At 53.2% G+C, this 18145-nt stretch carries 14 protein-coding genes; 7 read left to right on the top strand and 7 right to left on the bottom strand.

Annotated elements, in window-relative coordinates; translation table 11 throughout:
* Positions 1-287 precede the first annotated feature (287 nt).
* Positions 288-806 (top strand): superoxide dismutase family protein, encoded by a 519-nt coding sequence (locus BQ6873_RS12665; protein WP_076592965.1) that lies wholly within the window; start codon positions 288-290, stop codon positions 804-806.
* 78 nt (positions 807-884) lie between these two features.
* Here the strand turns inward: BQ6873_RS12665 and cls are convergent, their stop codons facing one another.
* Positions 885-2306 carry a cardiolipin synthase gene (cls, locus tag BQ6873_RS12660; RefSeq protein WP_076592964.1) on the bottom strand — a complete coding sequence of 474 codons (1422 nt, stop codon included), beginning with the start codon at positions 2304-2306 and terminating at the stop codon, positions 885-887.
* 322 nt (positions 2307-2628) lie between these two features.
* Here cls and BQ6873_RS12655 point away from each other — a divergent pair, with 322 nt between their 5' ends.
* A complete protein-coding gene (locus BQ6873_RS12655) occupies positions 2629-4188 on the top strand; it encodes an EAL domain-containing protein (RefSeq protein WP_076592963.1) in 1560 nt (519 codons plus the stop codon).
* A 19-nt stretch (positions 4189-4207) separates the two neighbouring features.
* On the opposite strand, the gene BQ6873_RS12650 is transcribed toward BQ6873_RS12655, so the two are convergent.
* Together BQ6873_RS12650 and oxlT are read right to left on the bottom strand one after the other, a co-directional pair.
* Positions 4208-4627, bottom strand: a complete 420-nt coding sequence (locus BQ6873_RS12650) for a hypothetical protein (RefSeq protein ID WP_076592962.1) — start codon at positions 4625-4627, stop codon at positions 4208-4210.
* 88 nt (positions 4628-4715) lie between these two features.
* Positions 4716-6044, bottom strand: coding sequence for an oxalate/formate MFS antiporter (gene oxlT, locus BQ6873_RS12645; RefSeq protein WP_076592961.1), 1329 nt, complete (start codon positions 6042-6044; stop codon positions 4716-4718).
* A 931-nt stretch (positions 6045-6975) separates the two neighbouring features.
* On the opposite strand from oxlT, the gene BQ6873_RS12640 reads away from it, so the two are divergent.
* The 4 genes from BQ6873_RS12640 (at position 6976) to BQ6873_RS12625 (ending at position 12441) form a co-directional block, all read left to right on the top strand.
* Positions 6976-8319: an ABC transporter substrate-binding protein gene (locus BQ6873_RS12640; RefSeq protein ID WP_076592960.1), complete on the top strand. Its 1344-nt coding sequence runs from the start codon at positions 6976-6978 to the stop codon at positions 8317-8319.
* 124 nt (positions 8320-8443) lie between these two features.
* Positions 8444-10213, top strand: coding sequence for an ABC transporter permease (locus BQ6873_RS12635; RefSeq protein ID WP_083664463.1), 1770 nt, complete (start codon positions 8444-8446; stop codon positions 10211-10213).
* Positions 10210-11307 carry an ABC transporter ATP-binding protein gene (locus BQ6873_RS12630; RefSeq protein WP_076592959.1) on the top strand — a complete coding sequence of 366 codons (1098 nt, stop codon included), beginning with the start codon at positions 10210-10212 and terminating at the stop codon, positions 11305-11307. Before BQ6873_RS12635 ends, BQ6873_RS12630 begins: the two co-directional genes overlap by 4 nt.
* Before the next feature lie 249 nt (positions 11308-11556).
* Positions 11557-12441, top strand: coding sequence for a LysR family transcriptional regulator (locus BQ6873_RS12625; protein ID WP_076592958.1), 885 nt, complete (start codon positions 11557-11559; stop codon positions 12439-12441).
* A 20-nt stretch (positions 12442-12461) separates the two neighbouring features.
* Here the strand turns inward: BQ6873_RS12625 and BQ6873_RS12620 are convergent, their stop codons facing one another.
* A complete protein-coding gene (locus BQ6873_RS12620) occupies positions 12462-13205 on the bottom strand; it encodes a phosphatase PAP2 family protein (protein WP_083664462.1) in 744 nt (247 codons plus the stop codon).
* A gap of 273 nt (positions 13206-13478) precedes the next feature.
* Here BQ6873_RS12620 and BQ6873_RS12615 point away from each other — a divergent pair, with 273 nt between their 5' ends.
* Positions 13479-14315: a hypothetical protein gene (locus tag BQ6873_RS12615; protein ID WP_076592957.1), complete on the top strand. Its 837-nt coding sequence runs from the start codon at positions 13479-13481 to the stop codon at positions 14313-14315.
* A gap of 53 nt (positions 14316-14368) precedes the next feature.
* Here BQ6873_RS12615 and BQ6873_RS12610 read toward each other — a convergent pair whose 3' ends face one another.
* The 3 genes from BQ6873_RS12610 to BQ6873_RS12600 form a co-directional block, all read right to left on the bottom strand.
* A complete protein-coding gene (locus tag BQ6873_RS12610; RefSeq protein WP_076592956.1) occupies positions 14369-16030 on the bottom strand; it encodes an ABC transporter permease in 1662 nt (553 codons plus the stop codon).
* A 3-nt stretch (positions 16031-16033) separates the two neighbouring features.
* Positions 16034-17005, bottom strand: coding sequence for an ABC transporter substrate-binding protein (locus BQ6873_RS12605; protein WP_076592955.1), 972 nt, complete (start codon positions 17003-17005; stop codon positions 16034-16036).
* 70 nt (positions 17006-17075) lie between these two features.
* A complete protein-coding gene (locus tag BQ6873_RS12600; protein ID WP_076592954.1) occupies positions 17076-18140 on the bottom strand; it encodes an ABC transporter ATP-binding protein in 1065 nt (354 codons plus the stop codon).
* Positions 18141-18145: the final 5 nt, after the last annotated feature.

Genomic DNA, 18145 nt, shown 5'->3' with positions numbered 1-18145 from the left:
TCCCTCAGGCCTATCTTAAATGGTGACAAAGTATAGATAGCACCACCTATCAACTTATCTTGATTACTAAATTTTCAACAAAAAACCATAAGTGTCCATGCCAGCAACAACATACGCCATATATAGATGCGACAGAATATATAGTCTCGACTTAACGCAAAAGGAACTGCGTGAATTACAAATGTTCGATAAGCAACAAAAAAAAGCCATCAAACCCTGTATAAAGAAACTTCGGCAATCGTTATCACGACGGATGCCATCCTTGCCAACTCACACAGGAGTTCGTCATGCAAAAACTGTCTCTCGCACTATTGAGCATCGTCGTCGTTGCCGGTTGTGCATCAATGTCAGGTTCAGACCCTATCGCTGTCGCCAACATGGCTCCCACGCAGGGCAACAAGGCGCAAGGCACTGTGTCCTTTATCAAAAAAGGCGATCAGTTATTGGTGGATGCGCGGCTGACCGGCTTGCCGCCTGGCCCGCACGGCTTCCATATTCATGAAAAAGGGGATTGCAGCGCGCCCGATGGGATGAGCGCCGGCGGTCACTTCAACCCGACGGGCAAGCCGCATGGCGATCCTATGCATGGCGCGCATCATGTCGGCGATCTGGGCAACATTACAGCCGATGCCAGCGGCAATGCTCAACTGCAACTTAGCATCCCGGCCAGCGCAATCAGCAATGATGCCGCGTCCAGCATTATTGGCAAAGGTCTGATCGTGCACGCTGATCCTGACGATTACAAAACACAGCCAACTGGCAACTCAGGCAAACGCCTGGGCTGTGGTGTCATCAAGTTGATGTAAGTCACGGCGTAGATACAGCAATATGAATGATCGTAACGTGCCGCCGAAACATGGCGGCCGTTCGATCAAATCGCCCAGCTACAACACCGGACTGAACAAGCGCGCCACGTGTATGGCCACTCTATATAGATAAGGCAAGTGCGCGTAGTCATTGCCGCCGATCTCGACAGCTTGCTCAAAATCCTTGCGCAGCATCGCCTCCACCTCTCCCGCAAAAGCCTCATCGACGTTAAGCGCGCTGATCTCGAAGTTGAGGCGCAGTGAACGATTATCCAGATTCATGCTGCCGACTACGGCAGTGTCATCATCGATCAGCATGACCTTTTGATGGACAAAGCCGGGCTGATAGCGGAATACGCGTATCCCGGCGCGCACCGATTCATGGGCGTACAAGGTGGACGCCATATACACAGTACGGTGATCGGGACGCGATGGAATCAGGATGCGAACATCGACACCACGGAACACGGCCAGTTGCAATGCGGCGTTCAAGGCGGAGTCCGGCACTAGATAAGGTGTGCTCAGCCAGATGCGCTCACGAGCGGCGTGTATCAGTTGCACGAAGAACAGTGAACAAGTCTCTTGCTCATCGGCCGGGCCGGTCGCAGCAATCAGGCTGGTAGCCGGGCCATCGGTGACGCGTGGTGCCAACAGCTGCAGTTGTTCGCCAGTGATCCAGTGCCAGTTCTCATCAAACGCCATTTGCAGATCGGCGACTGCCGGGCCTTGCAACTCCATGTGCGTATCGCGCCATGGTGACAGCGGCGGCTTCTTGCCGAGATATTCATCGCCGACGTTCAAGCCGCCAACAAAGCCGCGCCAACCATCGACGACGACGACCTTGCGATGATTGCGGAAGTTGAGTTGCAAACGATTCTTCCAGCGTCGTGTTGCGAATGGATGTACTTGCACGCCACCGGCACGCAAGATGGCGGCGTAGCTGTTGGGCAGCGCGTGACTGCCAACACCGTCGTACAACAGATAAACGCGCGCACCTGCCGCGGCACGTTCAAGCAGCGCAGCCTGCAATCGGCGACCCAGCTCATCGTCGTGTATGACAAAGAATTGCACCAACACATAGTGTTCTGCCGCAGCGATGGCAGCAAAGATCGCGTCAAAGGTAGTCGCGCCGTTGATCAACAAACGCAAGTGATGACCGCTCAGGAAAGGGACGCCGAGCATGGCGCTAATCGCAGCGTAACGTTGTGCATCCGGATGCGGCGGATGCTGTCTGCTCAATGCCTGACAGTTCGCATCGGTCAAGGTGCGCTTGCGCGCCTGTCTTGATTGATGCAGTTCGGCGTAGCCGGAGAAATGTTTACTGCCGAGGAAGAGATAAGGCAGCAAGGTGAAGTACGGCAGCAGTATCAAGCCAAAGACCCAGGCGACTGCGCCCTGCGGCGTACGCGTATGCATCAAGGCATGTGCGGCAGCGAGTATGCCGGCCGCATGCAAGAGGAGGATGACGATGGAAATCAGGCCAAGCGGTACATGCGACATGCAGTCATCTCCCGTGTTGGTATGAATCCATTTTAACCAATAAGCCCAGCCTTCAATACAAACTCTTGCTTGCCCATGGATGGCGCGAATGTGTTTTTCTTTAGGTGACTCGTCAAGCAAGAGACCAAAAGAACGACGCCGGACTACAGACAAAAATGAATAGGCTGAAAAATAAAATACCGGACGCCGTAATAAAATCAGCCTAAACCACGAAAACCGGCGTAATGTTTTCTATCCAACACGTCATTCCGGCAATAAGGAAGACGTATGATCAGTACCGACAATCACTTGACGCATCCATCAGATCGAACAAGGAGACGCATTGAATCGTGCAAAGGTCATAGTCATTGCGACGCTGCTGGCGGTGATCGGCGTTCTGCTCCCTATCTCTGCAACACTTTATCTATCCTGGGTGCGCGCCTCCGATCTTGAACAGGAACGCCTGCTCTCCTTTGCACAACGCGGACTTGAGCGCGCCCGCATTTCCTTTAGTGATGCCAGCCAGGCTTTGCATGCGGCCGACTATCTGACTGCCGCGCCCTGCTCGGAAGAACACATACGGCAAATGCGCATCATCGCCGTCAATACCCGCAGCATTGAAGACCTGGGCTATTTCGAGAATGGCTTTTTGAAGTGCACTTCTGGCGGAATCGTAAAGAACATCGTGCCGCAGACTGCTGCCGACTTCACTACCCAAGATGGTATCGAGGTTAGCCTGAACGTGATCCCCGCGATCAACGGTGGCAAGGGCATGGTTGGGCTGTCGTACAAAGCGTATAAGGTGCTGATCGATCCTGTGCGTTTTGCCGACATCATTCTCGATCCCGAGATACAGCTGGCGATCACAACGGCAGATGGAAAAATATTAGGCACGCTGCACGATCCCGATCCCGCGCAAGTCCACGCCCTGCTGCAAACGAAGAAGCAGAACAACGATTACTTCTCTACCGTATTGCCCGACGCCGATCTGATGGCGGTTGTGATCGAGCCTGACGGCAATATCGCCGAAAGCTTGCAGAACGAGATCAAGGTGTTGCTGCCGCTGGGCGTTTTAATGGCGGCCTTTATCGTTGGCTTGGTGGTCTGGTTTTCACGCAGGCGTTTGTCGCCACTGGGTGAATTGAAGATCGCGGTGGAGAAACGCGAGTTCATCGTGCATTACCAACCGATCATGGAACTCAAGACTGGTCTTTGCATAGGTGCGGAAGCGCTGGTGCGCTGGCAACGGCCGGATGGCCAGATGACGCGGCCGGACTTATTCATTCCATTGGCGGAAGAAAGTGGCGTGATTTTGCCGATTACAGACCAGGTCATCGATGACGTGATCCACGACATGCAAGCAGTATTGGTGGCAGATCGCGATTTGCACATCGCTATTAATATCAGCGCGCAGGATATTAGAACCGGGCGCGTTCTGGATGTGATGCAACATGCGCTATCCAAGACCGACATCCAAACGCAGCAAATCTGGCTGGAAGCAACCGAGCGCGGCTTTATGGATATTGATGCGGCCCGTGCGACTATCGATCAGGCGCGCAAGATGGGACACGCGGTGGCGATAGACGACTTTGGCACCGGTTATTCCAGCCTGTCTTATTTACAGGGCTTCCCACTGGATGCCTTGAAGATTGATAAATCGTTTGTCGATACGATAGATACCAATTCTGCGACCAGCAGCGTGACCTCGCACATCATCGATATGGCCAAGACACTGAAGCTGCAAATTGTGGCGGAAGGTATAGAGACGCAAGCGCAAGCAGACTATCTACTGGCGCGCGAGGTTGATTTTGGTCAGGGATGGTTGTTTGCCAAAGCATTGCCGGCGGAGGCTTTTATCGCCTTCTATAAAGAGAACATCCTGCAACGCAAACCCTTGAGTTGATGCGCATTGTATTACTGACTTATTTATTCTGGATGACTTGATAGCCATCCCAATCACCACGCACGCTCTTGTCTATCTTGGCGCAGAAGCGTATTTCCTGCTCCACTTCACAAGTAATTACGTCGGCGTTGGCACCGCTCTGCCTAAGTTTGGCGATATCTTTGGTCAGCTTTGCTTTTTCTTCCCGCATATCTTGTATCGAGAATGGGCTGGGCACGTATAACCATAGCCCTATCGCCATGGCGACTGCCGGGATAAGCAGCCAGCGCATGTAGCCCTTGGTGACTTCTTGCTCTTTGGTCAATGCGCGTTTTGCGTTGCCGTTTAATTCTTCGATCCGCTGATTCAGCGCAACAATGGCATCGCTCATCGCCTTCCTGTCGCGAGCGGCACCTTCAAGCAGGGCATTGATCACAGCAGGCTGCTGTTCCTCTTTCATGTTACGGCTTTCATTCTTGCTAGAAAAAAAATAGGCTCCCGAAGGAGCCTTGAAAGTTGAGTCTGTTACTACTAGGGAAAAAACCTAGTTACGCATGCGCTGGTGAGGGAGCGCCGCCGCTAGCTGCTGCCGCGTTCTCCTTCGCCAACAAGTCTTTCGAGTGCGCAACGTGTTTCGCCAGTGTTGGTCGGAGTGCCACGATAGCGAGAATCGCTGCCGTGATATCCATACATGCAACCGTGTACAGAACGGTAGACCATGTGCCTGTTGCTTCCATCATCAAGTTACCGACTGGAACGAACAGAGCGCCGATACCTTTAGCGGTGTACAACACGCCGTAGATCTTACCGATGTGCTTGGTGCCGAATGCATCGCCAGCCAGAGCCGAGAACAGGGAGTAAACTTCGCCCCATGCCAGGAACACGACGCCGGACAAGATCAAGAACGCCCATGGGTTGTGACCGAAGTAGCCCAGAGCAATAATGCCGAAGCCTTCCAGTGTGAACGCGATAACCATGGTTTTTTCACGGCCGATGTTGTCTGAGATCCAGCCAAACAATGGACGGGAGATACCGTTCATGATGCGGTCGAGCATCAGTGCCAGTGGCAATGCTGCCATGACAAAGAAGTGCAAATCGACTTCGAACTCTTTAACACCCAGATCACTTGCGATAACGCCGAGCTGAGCAACAGCCATCATGCCGCCAGTAACTACGCAGATGAACATGAAGAACATGAGCCAGAACAGTTTGGTGTTCAGTGCTTCTTTCAACGTGTAATCGCGAGTTGCTTGTGCCAATTTGCTCGATGCGCTGACTTCACCTTTAGCTGGCGAACGCAGGAACCATGCAGCGATAAATGCCAGGCCGCCTTGCAAGATACCGAAGAACAGGAAGGTTTCTTGGAAACCCGACGATTCGATCATTGCTGCGATAGGCAGAATCGTTGCTGCAGAACCAGCACCGTAACCACCAGCGGTCAAGCCAACTGCCAGACCACGACGGTCCGGGAACCATTTCAACGCGTTGTTGATACAGGTTGCGTAGATCGAACCGACGCCGATACCACCGAACACTGCGCCGACGTAGAAGCCGGTCAGGGAGGTAGCTTGCGAGTTCAAGTACCAAGCAAAACCGATGAACAATGCACCGAATGCGACCATCAGGCGTGGGCCTAATTTGTCGATGAAGTAACCTTCAATTGGTGCGAGCCAGGTTTGTACCAGAACGAAAATGGTAAATGTGATTTGAATCTCTGCACGTTTCCAGCCGAATTCTTGTTGAATTTCTGGAACGAACAATGTCCATGCGTACTGAATGTTCGCAGTTGCGATCATACATACGACGCCGACGACCAACTGCCACCAACGCTTGTTGGAGACTGGTTTGTCTAATGCTAATGCTGGTCCGCCGCTCATTTGGATACTCCTGAATTAAAAAATGCCTTCATTTTTCTTCCTCATGTTCGCCACTGTTTGTATTTTTTACAAAACAGACAACGATTGATAAATTTATGTGTTCGCATACTGCTGCAAAGACACGCGCAGAATGTTGTTTTTAAGGCAGTCATTTTATGAATCGGTCGTAGTGCCGTTCCGCCTTCTGCTTTCGCAATCCTTATCGAATCACCAAAGCAGTTTTCTTAACCTAATTCTCACTTTCACTTTCGTGAAACAAACCATTTTCTGAGCTGATGGCCCAGCCTTTCCTAAACTTTGCCGCAGTGCATTCCACCTATGAGCGAGGAACATTTCGACTGCCAGATAGGTTGGCAAATGTCGGTGCGGAGCAGCTTAGGGAAGATGAGAAAGGCTGGTCGCCCATCTCAGCATAGGGTGAAGCTAACGTTAAGATTTCGTGACGATACGTAGTTACCATTGGGCGAACAATACGTACTTATACGTAGCCGCAATACGTGATTACCCTTAAAAAATCGACTTTTTTGGCCTTCTGCTGCGTTGCGATGAATGCCTGATATTCATAAAATTTATAATGTAAATCGCCCGCCAAGCCGCACCATTTATAGGAAAAACCGAATTCGTGATTGCGCCAGAAATCGCCCATCCTGAAAAATTTCCGAGCACACATTTACATGCAATTGCTGCGCCGCAGCATGGCGATTTTTTTCTAAATTTCTTCAGCAAGTTGTAAATATGGAATGTCTTTTTGCGGGTTTTGTTGCGCCATCCAAACAGCCATAAAGCAAACCTCGACCAACAAAGCAGTGATTGCAGTGCAGCATCACGATTTCTTTGTAATGACATCGGAATTTATGATTGGCTCTTAATTTTTGCCCTCGTTATAGTCCGGACAGAACAGCTGCGCGCTGTCCATATACGAGGAGACACAATGAAATTCACAGCACGTCATACGGTGCTTGCATCGCTTTTATCGTTGGCATTCGCCGGCGCTCACGCGGCACCTATCACCATCATCACGTCCTTCCCGAAAGAAATCACCGAGACCTACAAGAAGGCTTTCGAGAAGAAATACCCGGACATCAAGGTCGAAGTCCTGAACAAGAACACCACTGCTTCGCTGGCCTTCATCAAGGAAGTCTCGCCGGGACAACGTCCGGACATCTTCTGGGCGTCCGCACCTGATGCGTTTGAAGTACTGGCGCATGACAAGCTGCTGGAAAAAGCACCTGAAGTAAAAAATCCAAATGCGCCTGCCAAGATCGGTAACTATCCACTGAACGATCCGGACGGCATGTACTACGGCCAGGCCTTGTCGGGCTACGGCATCATGTGGAACACGCGCTATCTGGCGGCGAACAAATTGCCTGTGCCTAAAGAATGGAGCGATCTGACCAAACCGGCTTACTTCGGTCACGTTGCATTCAGCGCGCCATCGCGCTCCGGCACTTCGCATCTGACGGTCGAAACCATCTTGCAAGGCGAAGGCTGGGACAAGGGTTGGGCACAGATGCTGGAGATTTCCGGCAACTGCGCACAAATCACCGAGCGCTCCTTCGGCGTGCCGGACGGCGTCAACAGTGGTCAATTCGGCGTTGGCATGGTGATCGACTTCTTTGGTCTGGCCGGCAAGTACAGCGGCTTCCCGGTGGACTTCGTTTATCCAAGCGTCACGGCAGTGGTACCAGCCAGCATTGCGCTGGTAGCCGGTGCGAAGAATCCAAGCGATGCGAAGAAGTTCATGGCCTTTGCCCTGTCGAACGAAGGACAGGAAGTATTGCTCGATCCAAAAATCTCGCGCATGCCTATCGTCCCTTACGACAAACTGAAAACCAAAGTGCCGCCAGGCTACCCGGATATCTTTGCAGTCGCGAAGAAGTCCAAGGTGCAATTTGATTCGATGAAAGCACAAGCGCGTTATCACGTTGTGACGTCGATGTTCGATCAAACAATCACCTTCCGTCTCAAGGAATTGCAAGCTGCAACCAAGGCAATTCAAGAAGCCGAGAAAAAACTGGCAGCGAAACCATCGCCACAAGCAGCCGCATTGATCAAGCAAGCGCGTACGCTGGCTTATTCACCGCAGGTTGATGTGCAACTGGTAGAGCAACCAGCCTTCCTCGAACTGTTCTCCAAAACACTGTCGAAAAAAGGCAGCGGCGACGCCAACAATCGTCAGGTCTCTGCATTGGAAGAACAATGGAGTTCCAAAGCCAAGGCTAATTACCTGAAGGCGGCGGAACTGGCGCAGCAAGCATCGGCAGCAATCAAGTAATAACTAGCGCAGCGTTGCGTTAGCGAACGGGACGAGTCCACTAGTTCACCATGGATTCGTCCCTCATCCATCAGCTATTCCGTACCAACATTCTCAGTGCGCAGGCACCGAGAAGGACACCACTATGAGATTTCGATATCCAATTGCGCCAACCCTGATCGCGATCATCATCGCCGCGATACTGTTGACGTTCCTGATTCTGCCGGTCGGTACCGTCATCCTTTCTGCCTTTGGCACGGATGGCAACTTCACGCTGCATCACTTCGTCACCTTCTTCGAGCAATCGTTACTGCGCGAATCCTTTATCAACAGCTTGAGCGTCGCCTTGCTGTCGGTATTGTTTGCCTCAATGATCGCGATTCCACTCGCTTATCTGACGGTGCGCTTTGAATTCCGTGGCGCCATTCTGATCCAGACACTAGGCGTGTTGCCACTGATCATGCCGCCCTTCGTCGGCGCGGTGGCATTGCAATTAATCTTCGGCACGAACGGCAGCATTAACTTGTTGCTGAGCGAATGGTTCGATTTCAAGATTCCGATCATGGATGGTCTGAGCGCCATCGTGTTTGTGGAAAGTATTCATTACTTCCCTTTCATTCTGATGAATTTGATCGTGTCCTTGCGCAACATCGACGGCGCAATGGAAGAGAGCGCATTGAATCTGGGCGCAAAAGGTTTCCGCCTGTTCCGTCGCGTGATCTTCCCATTGGCGATGCCTGGCTTTATCGCTGGCGCGGCGCTGGTCTTCGTCAAGGTTTTCGATGATCTGGGTACGCCGCTGGTATTGGGTACGACCAATATGCTGGCACCGCAGGCTTACTTGCGCATCACATCAGTCGGCCTCGACGATCCGCTCGGTTATGTGATCTCTTTCATCATGATCGGCTTCTCCATCCTCGCATTGTGGATGTCGGCGCGCGTGCTTAAAGGCAAGGATTACTCGACCACACAAAAAGGCAGCAGCGCCATTCAGCGTCGCAAGCTGAGCAAATGGCAATCCTTCATGGCGTATGGCTGGATCGCCATCGTACTTCTGGTGGTCTTGTCACCGCACCTCGGCATCTTGCTGTTGTCGCTGGCTAGTGTCTGGAGCTTCTCGGTATTGCCGGATGCGTACACGCTGCAACATTACACAACGGTAGTTTCCAACTCTGGCAGCATGATCAGCAACACGCTGCTGTATTGCGGCTTGGCAGCCTTGATCGACGTGGTGCTCGGTACTGCAATCGCTTATCTGATACTGCGTACCAAGATGGTCGGCCGCCAATGGCTGGATTACGCGGCGAGCGCGGCGATGGCTATTCCCGGCGTGGTGCTGGCGATCGGTTATCTGCGTTTGTTCAAAGACGTGATGATTCCTTTCACAGATACGCTGTTCACGCAAACCTGGGTGTTGATCATGATTGCGTATGCGATTCGTCGTCTGCCATATGCGCTGCGCTCTTGCATGGCAGCACTGCAGCAGATCAACGTCAGTCTGGAAGAAGCGGCGGAAAGTCTGGGCGCATCCAAGGCCAGCACCATCAAACGCATCGTGATTCCGCTGATGGCGGGCGGCATTCTGGCGGGCTTCGTCACCAGCTTCATCACTGCTGCAGTTGAATTGTCGGCCACCATCTTGCTGACTTCATCCGAATCGCAAGCGCCTATGAGCTATGGCATCTATCTATATATGCAAAGTATCGCGGGTCGCGGGCCGGGCGCAGCGCTGGGCGTGTTGGCCGTCATCATTGTCGCGCTTGGCACTTATGCATCGCATGTCGTCGTCGAACGTACTTCGGCACTGACCAGATCCAAACGCGTTGAAGACGAAGAGCTGCCGCCATTGGCGAACCTCACACCAAGCCTGCCGACAGGCACGATAGCAACTAATGAAGTGAAAGCGACATCATGAAACAACTCAAAAAAATCGCAGTCGAGTGCAAAAACATCGGCCTGTCGTATGACGGTGGCAAAACAGAAGTATTGAAAGACATCAGCCTGCGCATAGAGCCGGGTGAATTCTTCGCGCTGCTCGGCCCATCCGGCTCCGGCAAATCCACGCTGTTGCGTTTGATCGCTGGCTTCAATCAGCATCAGCGCGGCCAGTTGCTGGTTGATGGCAAAGACATTACCGGCGTGCCACCACATGCGCGCAATATCGGCATGGTGTTCCAAAGCTACGCGTTGTGGCCGCACATGACCGTGTGGGACAACGTCGCCTTCGGTCTGGTTGAACGTCGCATGGACAAAGCCACCATCAAGCAAAAGGTAGGCGCGGTACTGGAATTGGTCAGCCTGTCGCAATTCGCCAATCGTCGTCCGAATCAACTGTCCGGCGGTCAGCAACAACGCGTGGCCTTGGCGCGCACTGTCGTGATCGAACCGCAAGTGCTGCTGCTGGATGAACCTTTATCGAATCTGGATAAAAAGCTGCGCGTGCAAATGCGTGAAGAATTATTGTCGCTGCAACGCAAGCTCGGTATCACCACTGTCTTCGTCACGCACGATCAGGAAGAAGCGATGACGACCGCTGACCGCATGGCGGTAATGGACAAAGGCATCGTGCAGCAACTTGGTACGCCAGCCGCTTTGTTCGATTACCCGGCCAATCCTTTTGTCGCGAATTTTGTCGGCACCACCAATCTGCTGTCCGGCGAGATCGATCACATTAGCGGCGATACCTTGCGCTTCCGTGCGCCCGGCATCGGCGACATCACCTTGCCGAAACATCCGTCGGCACGCGCTGGTCGTGTCGCCATCAGCTTCCGTCCGCACACGATCAAGATGATCGTCGGCGATGCAGTACATGACGGCGCTTACATCTGGCTCAACGGTGCGGTCGAACACAGCGAGTTCCTCGGCGAGTTCACACGCTATCGCGTGCGCGTCGGTGAAGCCATCATCACGGCTGATCAGGCGCATTTCTCCGGCATGGCGCAGTTCGCAGATTCAGCATCGGTCCGTCTGGGCATAGATGCATCGCAAATCCGCTACTTGCCAGCCTGATCAAATCGTTTAGCGTAGGCGTGAACGCAATCAGTTCACGCCTTCGTAACGCTATCGATTTGTTGCCGATTCCCCGCGTCGCCGTCTACACTGCATGCAAGACCATTTGCCTCGCGTACTTGCGTGGCGCGAGAATTTTGCAGAACAAGACCGGCCGTTCGCGATGATCATAAAAATATCGTTCGGCACACCGGGCTCAAGCAGACTGATGCAAATCGGCTGGATGTAAAAAGGGAGCGCACGCCGCCTATGGAAATTTATCAACTTCGAACCTTTGTGACAGTTGCCAAGCTGGGGCACATCACCAAGGCTGCGGAAACGTTGCACGTCACACAACCGGCAGTGACCGGGCATATCAAGGCCTTGGAACAGGAACTCGGCATCGCATTATTCGACCGCAGTCATGGTCGGATCGCCTTGTCTAAAGATGGCGAGTTATTGTTGCCGGAAGTGGAGCGTACGCTCAGCGCCTTCAATGCCACGCTGGCCAAAGCCAAGGAAATCAAAGGGGAAATCACTGGCCGTGTATTGATCGGCACATTGGGTGATCCGGATTTTCTGCGACTGGGTAGTTTTCTCAACGGCTTGATGGCCGCTCTACCGCTGTTGGAAATCAAAACGCGCTCCGTGTTGGCGGGCGCGATTCTGGAAGGCGTCGCCAGTGGTGAAATTGCTGCAGGCTTCTACATCGGCACCGTCAACAATCGCGATGTCGCCAGCCTGCCCTTACGCGGCGTGCGCTATCGCGTGGTCGCACCTATCAGTTATGCGAAGCAGCTTTCTACTTGCGGCTGGAAAGATATCGCGGCAATGCCGTGGATAGGCGCGCCGGATAAAAGTCATGTCCATCAATTACTGGTTGCGATGTTCGGCCGTCAGGGCTTGCAAGCCAACATCGTGATGGAAACCGATGAACTGACTTCGCCACACAGTCTGGTGCGTGCCGGTGTCGGCCTGGCGCTGATGCGAGAAGATCTGGCGCTGGTGGCTGCGGAGAAAGCGGAGATCGTGATCTGGAGTCACGCCACCGTCGATACGCAACTCTCCTTCCTGTATCCAGTCGCGGCTGAATTTGAACCAGTGATCGTTGGCATGCTGTCTATCTTGCGCGATGCCTGGGGCGCAACGGTTTAAGCACTCAACTTTTCAAGCAATCACGGCAAACCCAGCTCGGCACGCAATTCTGCACGCGCTGCCGCATAGTCGTTTTGAAACGCCGGATTCTGCTGGATTAAAACAGCAATCATCGTCGCTAAACGCTGCCCTGCCGCCACGTCGCTCGGATAATGCACGCCCCCGATGACACGATTCTCGCCAAAAGCACGAGCACGCGCAAAAATCTGCTCACTCTTTTCCGGCACCATATCTGCCAAGACGATACCGGACAGGTAACTGAAAGTGGCATGACCACTAGGATAAGAACCGCTGGAAGAATATTTGGTGACTGGATGGATACGCGCATCGGCTAAAGGCGGGCGCACGCGCTTCCACTTCTTCTTGCCTTGTTTATCCAGACCGTTGCCGGTCTTGTACAAGTTCGCGAACAATTTAGCCGTCTTGGGTAAAAATTCCTTTTCGAACTTGTCGCCCATCACATCGGCAAAGCGGAAAACGCTTTGGTCCAGATCGGCCGCAGCAGCCTTGGCTTGCTCCCGCGTACGCTGCTTTTGCAATGACAACATATAAGCAATCTCGCGCTTGGTGGCAGCCTCATCCGGCGGTGGTCCGAGGAAACGCGTGGTATCAATCTGCTCCGGACTGAGGTAAACCTGCTGTACCGGCGCGGCAATTACCTGGGCATTGGCAGTCGATGTGCTGACTGGCAATGGCGCCTGCGTCGCACATGCCGTGAGGAAAACAACAAGGAGTAAGCCGTAGAATTTGCGGATGATGTGCATGAAAGGTCTCCAGCCATTTTTATAAAGTTGGGCTATCTTGCTCCTGCTCAAGCCCACTCTGCAAGCAGCATCAAATGACAGATGGACAAGCTTGCGTGCCAGAAAAACTCTGAAAGTTGATCTTTGTCACCAGCGTGACCAACACATCATTATTAAATTGCACTTAAAACAGCACCGCCATGCGCAAATTGTGCGATTAACTTTACAAAAGATCAGTTAAACAAAAATCCTCAGCGCGTTCATAATGGCAGCAGTTTCCATTTGCTGTAGAACATGAAGTCCAACCCGACTCTATCCAACAAGCGCGCTCGCACTGCCATCGGCATCGGGCTCTCACTGCTGATACATGCTCTGATCCTGCTCTATGCGCTGGATCGCCCAACCGTGCGCGTGGCAGAATCAGGTGACTCGCCGACCGCGCCGCTGACCGTTAGTCTGATTGCGCAAGCACCCTCGTCCAAACCCGACGCATCAACCGCGATTACACAGCCATCGCCGCAAATCAAAAAATCCGGGCAGCCGAACGAGACCAAACAAGCCAAAGCCAGCCCGCAGAAAAAATCTTCACCTAGCAAGACGAATGAGGTGGCCAAGGCCAAGCCGCCACCAATCGCGCCAAAATCGACCAACACCACGCCTTTGCCGCCAGACATGTCCGACATGATCCAGGCCGCACGTGAGCGTCGTCGTGCGGCCGGCATCATGGAACCGGATTCCAGTGACAGGCAACCAGCGCAAGACGACAACGCGATTGCGCGCGCCAATATTGCCGAGATGATGCAAAGACAGTCGCGCGGACGCAATGAATCCGGTGGCGTATTTCAAATCACATTCAAGGGTGTACGTACGGCAGAGTTTTTATTCCGTGGCTGGGATTTGCGCCGCCGCACCAATTCGCGTCAGTTGATTACTGTCGATGCCGGACCTAACCTCGACATCGACACTGCCATCGTACGGCGCATGATTGAATTGATACGCATGTACGAAAAAGGCGACTTCAACTGGAATTCTCCCCGCCTGGGTCGCGTCGTTATTTTGTCGGCACGTGTGCAAGACAGTGCCGAGCTGGAAGAGTTTTTGAAACGGGATTTCTTCGAAGTCACCCGTTAGGGAATTCATACGCACCGGAATACAAGCATGTAATCCGGTGTCGTTTTATTTCTTCACTGATGGCGTTGCCGCCATAAAGTCACACCCACCATCACTGTCGTCGTCATCAAGATAGTTACGACACTCATGGCCATGCCCTGCCCGACTGAACCTTGTTCAAACTGTCGCCAGATAAACAGCGATGTGGTTTGAATACCCGTCGGTGCTAGTAACAGCGAAGCGACCAACTCGCGTGATGCCACCGCAAACACTAGCAACATCGCTGCCAACAAACTTGGGAACACCAAGGGCAGCAAAATCTTCAGCAAGGTTTGTCGCAGGCTCGCGCCGTGCACGCGTGCCGCTGCTTCCATATTGTCACCAATCTGCGCAAAGGCGGCACTCGCATAGCGCACCGGATACGGCAACAGCAAGCAGCAATACGCCAGTAACAGAATCACCCAACTGTTATATGGCGTCACCGGCCAGAACGATTGATTCCACGCCAAAATCAAACCGACTGCGACCACAATGCCAGGCAAGGTATTCGGCATCACCGACAAGGCATCCAGCAAGACGCGTCCGCGCATCGAAGTTTTCACCACACAATAAGCCGCAAGCAAACCCAACAAGCCAGTCAGCAAAGCAGTCGCGACACCCAATGCCGCACTGGTACCCAGTGCCTGCAAGGCTGCATTACCGCTAGTGAAGATCGCATCGAAATGCGTGAACGATAAATTGTCGCGCTGCAATCCACCCGACAAGGTGCGCATGCATGCCGTAATCACGATAGAAAACAAAGGTGCGCAAGTCGCTATCAGTGCCACCGTTGCAAACAAGATAGTCACCGGCCAGCGCCAGACACCCAAAGGACGCAGCGACGTATCACTCGGTTTGCCGTTCAACGTTTCAAATACCTGCTTGCCCTGAATGCGACGCTGCAACCAGAATGCCAGCATCGCCAAGATCACCAACACCACCGACAAAGTTGCAGCACCGGGTAAATCAATCGGCCAATCAGAGAAGCGACGTTCAATCCCGGTAACCAATACGAAGAAACCTGCATTGGCCGCCAATGCTGCCGGCGTACCGTATTCTTCTATCGCCATCGCAAACACCAGCAACAAACTGGCCGCAATGCCGGGTGTCGCCAACGGTAACGTAATACGGAAAAAACATTGCCATGGCGAGCCGCCACAAACACGACCGACATCCGCCAAACGCGAACCGGAACTGGCAATGCTACGCGACACGGCGAAGTACACGACAGGGAAGACATTGAGCGTCATCACGAAGACCACGCCGCCAAATGAAAACAGAAACGAGGCCGCGTGTATTCCGACCAATTGTTCAACATAGCCATTCGGTTGCAGCATCATGATCCAGCCTAGCGCCGCGATGTAAGGCGGGATCATGAAAGGTACCAGGAATAGCAAATCCCATAAACCAGCGAATGGCAATTTGAACAAGCCGCGCAAAGCACCCAATGGAATACCGATGGCAGCGCTAAGCAAAACGACGCAAACACCAAGCCGCAAGGTATTGAAGGTCAGACCGAGCAAAGCCGGATCGCTGAAAATAACGGCCAGATGCGATAAAGGTGCCAGCAGCGAACCATTCGCAAACTCAGGAAAAATCGCCTGTAACAGAACGAAGAGCAGCGGCAATGCCACCACTATCAGTAAAGCCGCCGTCGTACCGCCTATGATCAGCGGCGTGCCATTCACTCCACGCATGACTTACTTGCGACCAAACAAAGTCGAGAAGCGATGCAGCAGTGCAGCACGTGATGCGTAGTTGGCATCGCCTTCTGCATCCGGCAACAACTTGATCTCTTTCAAAGTCTGGCGTTTGGCTGCGATGTCTACACGCGCCGGGATCAGGTAAGCCTCGGCCACCCGCGCCTGACCTTGCGGCGACAAGACGAAATCAATGAACTTGCGTGCATCATCCTGTGCCTTCGACGATTTCAAAATCATCATGGGACGCGGTGCGACGACGGTGCCGCTTTTCGGGAAGATCACTTCTATGCTTTCGCCTTTGACTTGACTGCCCAGTGCCACATAATCAACCGCGCCGAATACCGCTGCCTTTGCACCTTGCAAGACTGGATTCATCGCCTGCGCATTCGGGCCGGAAATGACCATGCCGTTGGCCTTCAATGCAGAAAACAATTGCCAGGCTTTTTCGCTTTGACGACTTTGCAAACCGGACAGCAAATCCAGCGAAGCGCCTGATTGCGATGGATCAGGCATGGTGACCTTGTCCTTGAACGGTGCTTGCGTCAAATCGGCCCAGTCGGTCGGGCGTGGCGTACCGCTCTTGGTATTCCATACGATAGACAACACCGACAAACCTTGCGCCACATACGCTGGCTGCTTGAAGCGGGCCGGCACTTGTTGTGCGTTCGGGCTTTGATAATTCAATAACCAACCGCGCTTATCCAAATCCTGCGCGCTATCCCACGATGCTGAGATGACGACGTCGGCACGCGGATTGGAAGCTTCAGCCTGCAAGCGCGCCATGACTTTGCCGGTATCGGCCTGAAATACATCAACCGTCACGCCGGTACTTGCCTTGAAATCTGCTGCCAGCGTTTCGATCAACTTGCCGGGGCCGGCGCTATAAACGGTTAACGCTAATGCGTTAGGTGCTGCGAATGCCGCTGCGAGCGACAGACAGGCGACGGTGAGTGGCATTAATTTTTTCATGGAATTGTCCTATTGCGTTCCTGTTACTTGTTCGATGATGGGCCGCAAGCGGCCGGTGTACTTGCGAGGCTCAGGCAGCTTGTGGCAACCAGCGCAAACGCTGCCAATCCACAGTCAGATCTATGATTTGGCCGTGTGATAAACGGGTGTCGGTCGTCAAGACCAAACCCTTGGGAGCCTCGGCGGTGCGTACTTCGGTAATGAAGCGTCCATTGCGATAGCGCTGCATCAAGACTTCACCGCGAAATGCGTGCGTTGTATCCGATGCCAGCGACAATGCCGATTGCGGAATGAAGAGATGCTGTGCATCAATTGCAGAATTTTGTGCAAAACGTGGATGCCAGGAATGCGGAACTTCTTTTGCATGCAGCAAGGTACCCAGCTTCAGGAATTCAGCGATCAAGGTATTGGCCGGCTCAGTGACTAACATATCCGGCGTAGCTAACTGACGGATGCGTCCGCCCTGCATCACGGCAACCACATCTGCCAGAGCAAATGCTTCTTCCTGATCGTGCGTGACGTAGACGGCTGTCGTGCCCATCTCGCGCAATAGACTGCCAATTTCATGACACAAGCTTTCGCGCAAATCTCTATCCAGATTCGACAAAGGTTCGTCAAACAACAAGACCTGCGGTTCAGCCACAATCGCGCGCGCCAAAGCCACACGTTGCTGCTGCCCACCGGACAAACTGGATGGATTGCGATCTTCGTGATTCTTCAGGCCAACGATTTCCAGCGCACGCGCGACGCGCGGATCACGCTGCTTCTTCGGCATGCCGCGCATTTCCAGAGCGAAGGCGACATTCTTGCCGACGCTCATGTGCGGCCACAATGCGTAATCCTGAAACACCATGCCCAGACCACGCGCTTCAGGCGGCAAAAAGTGACCGTCACCGGCCACCAGTTTGTCGCCAAAGAGTATGCGTCCGTGTCCGGCTGCGACTGGCAACAAACCTGCCAGCAATTTCAGCAAGGTCGTCTTGCCGCAACCGGAAGGGCCGAGCAAAGCCAGTACCTGGCCGGGCTCGAGATGTATATCGATCCGATCAAGTACCGGGTTTTGCGCAAAGCGATGAGTCAGGCCATCGATGGTGATCGATGTGCCTGCCTTCTTTTTGACTAGACTCTCTGTCATTGCTT

The sequence above is a fragment of the Herminiimonas arsenitoxidans genome, from assembly GCF_900130075.1.
Taxonomy (GTDB): Bacteria; Pseudomonadota; Gammaproteobacteria; order Burkholderiales; family Burkholderiaceae_D; genus Oxalicibacterium; species Oxalicibacterium arsenitoxidans.
Note: the sequence above shows the minus strand (reverse complement) of the source record. Positions and strands in the feature narration are given on the sequence as shown.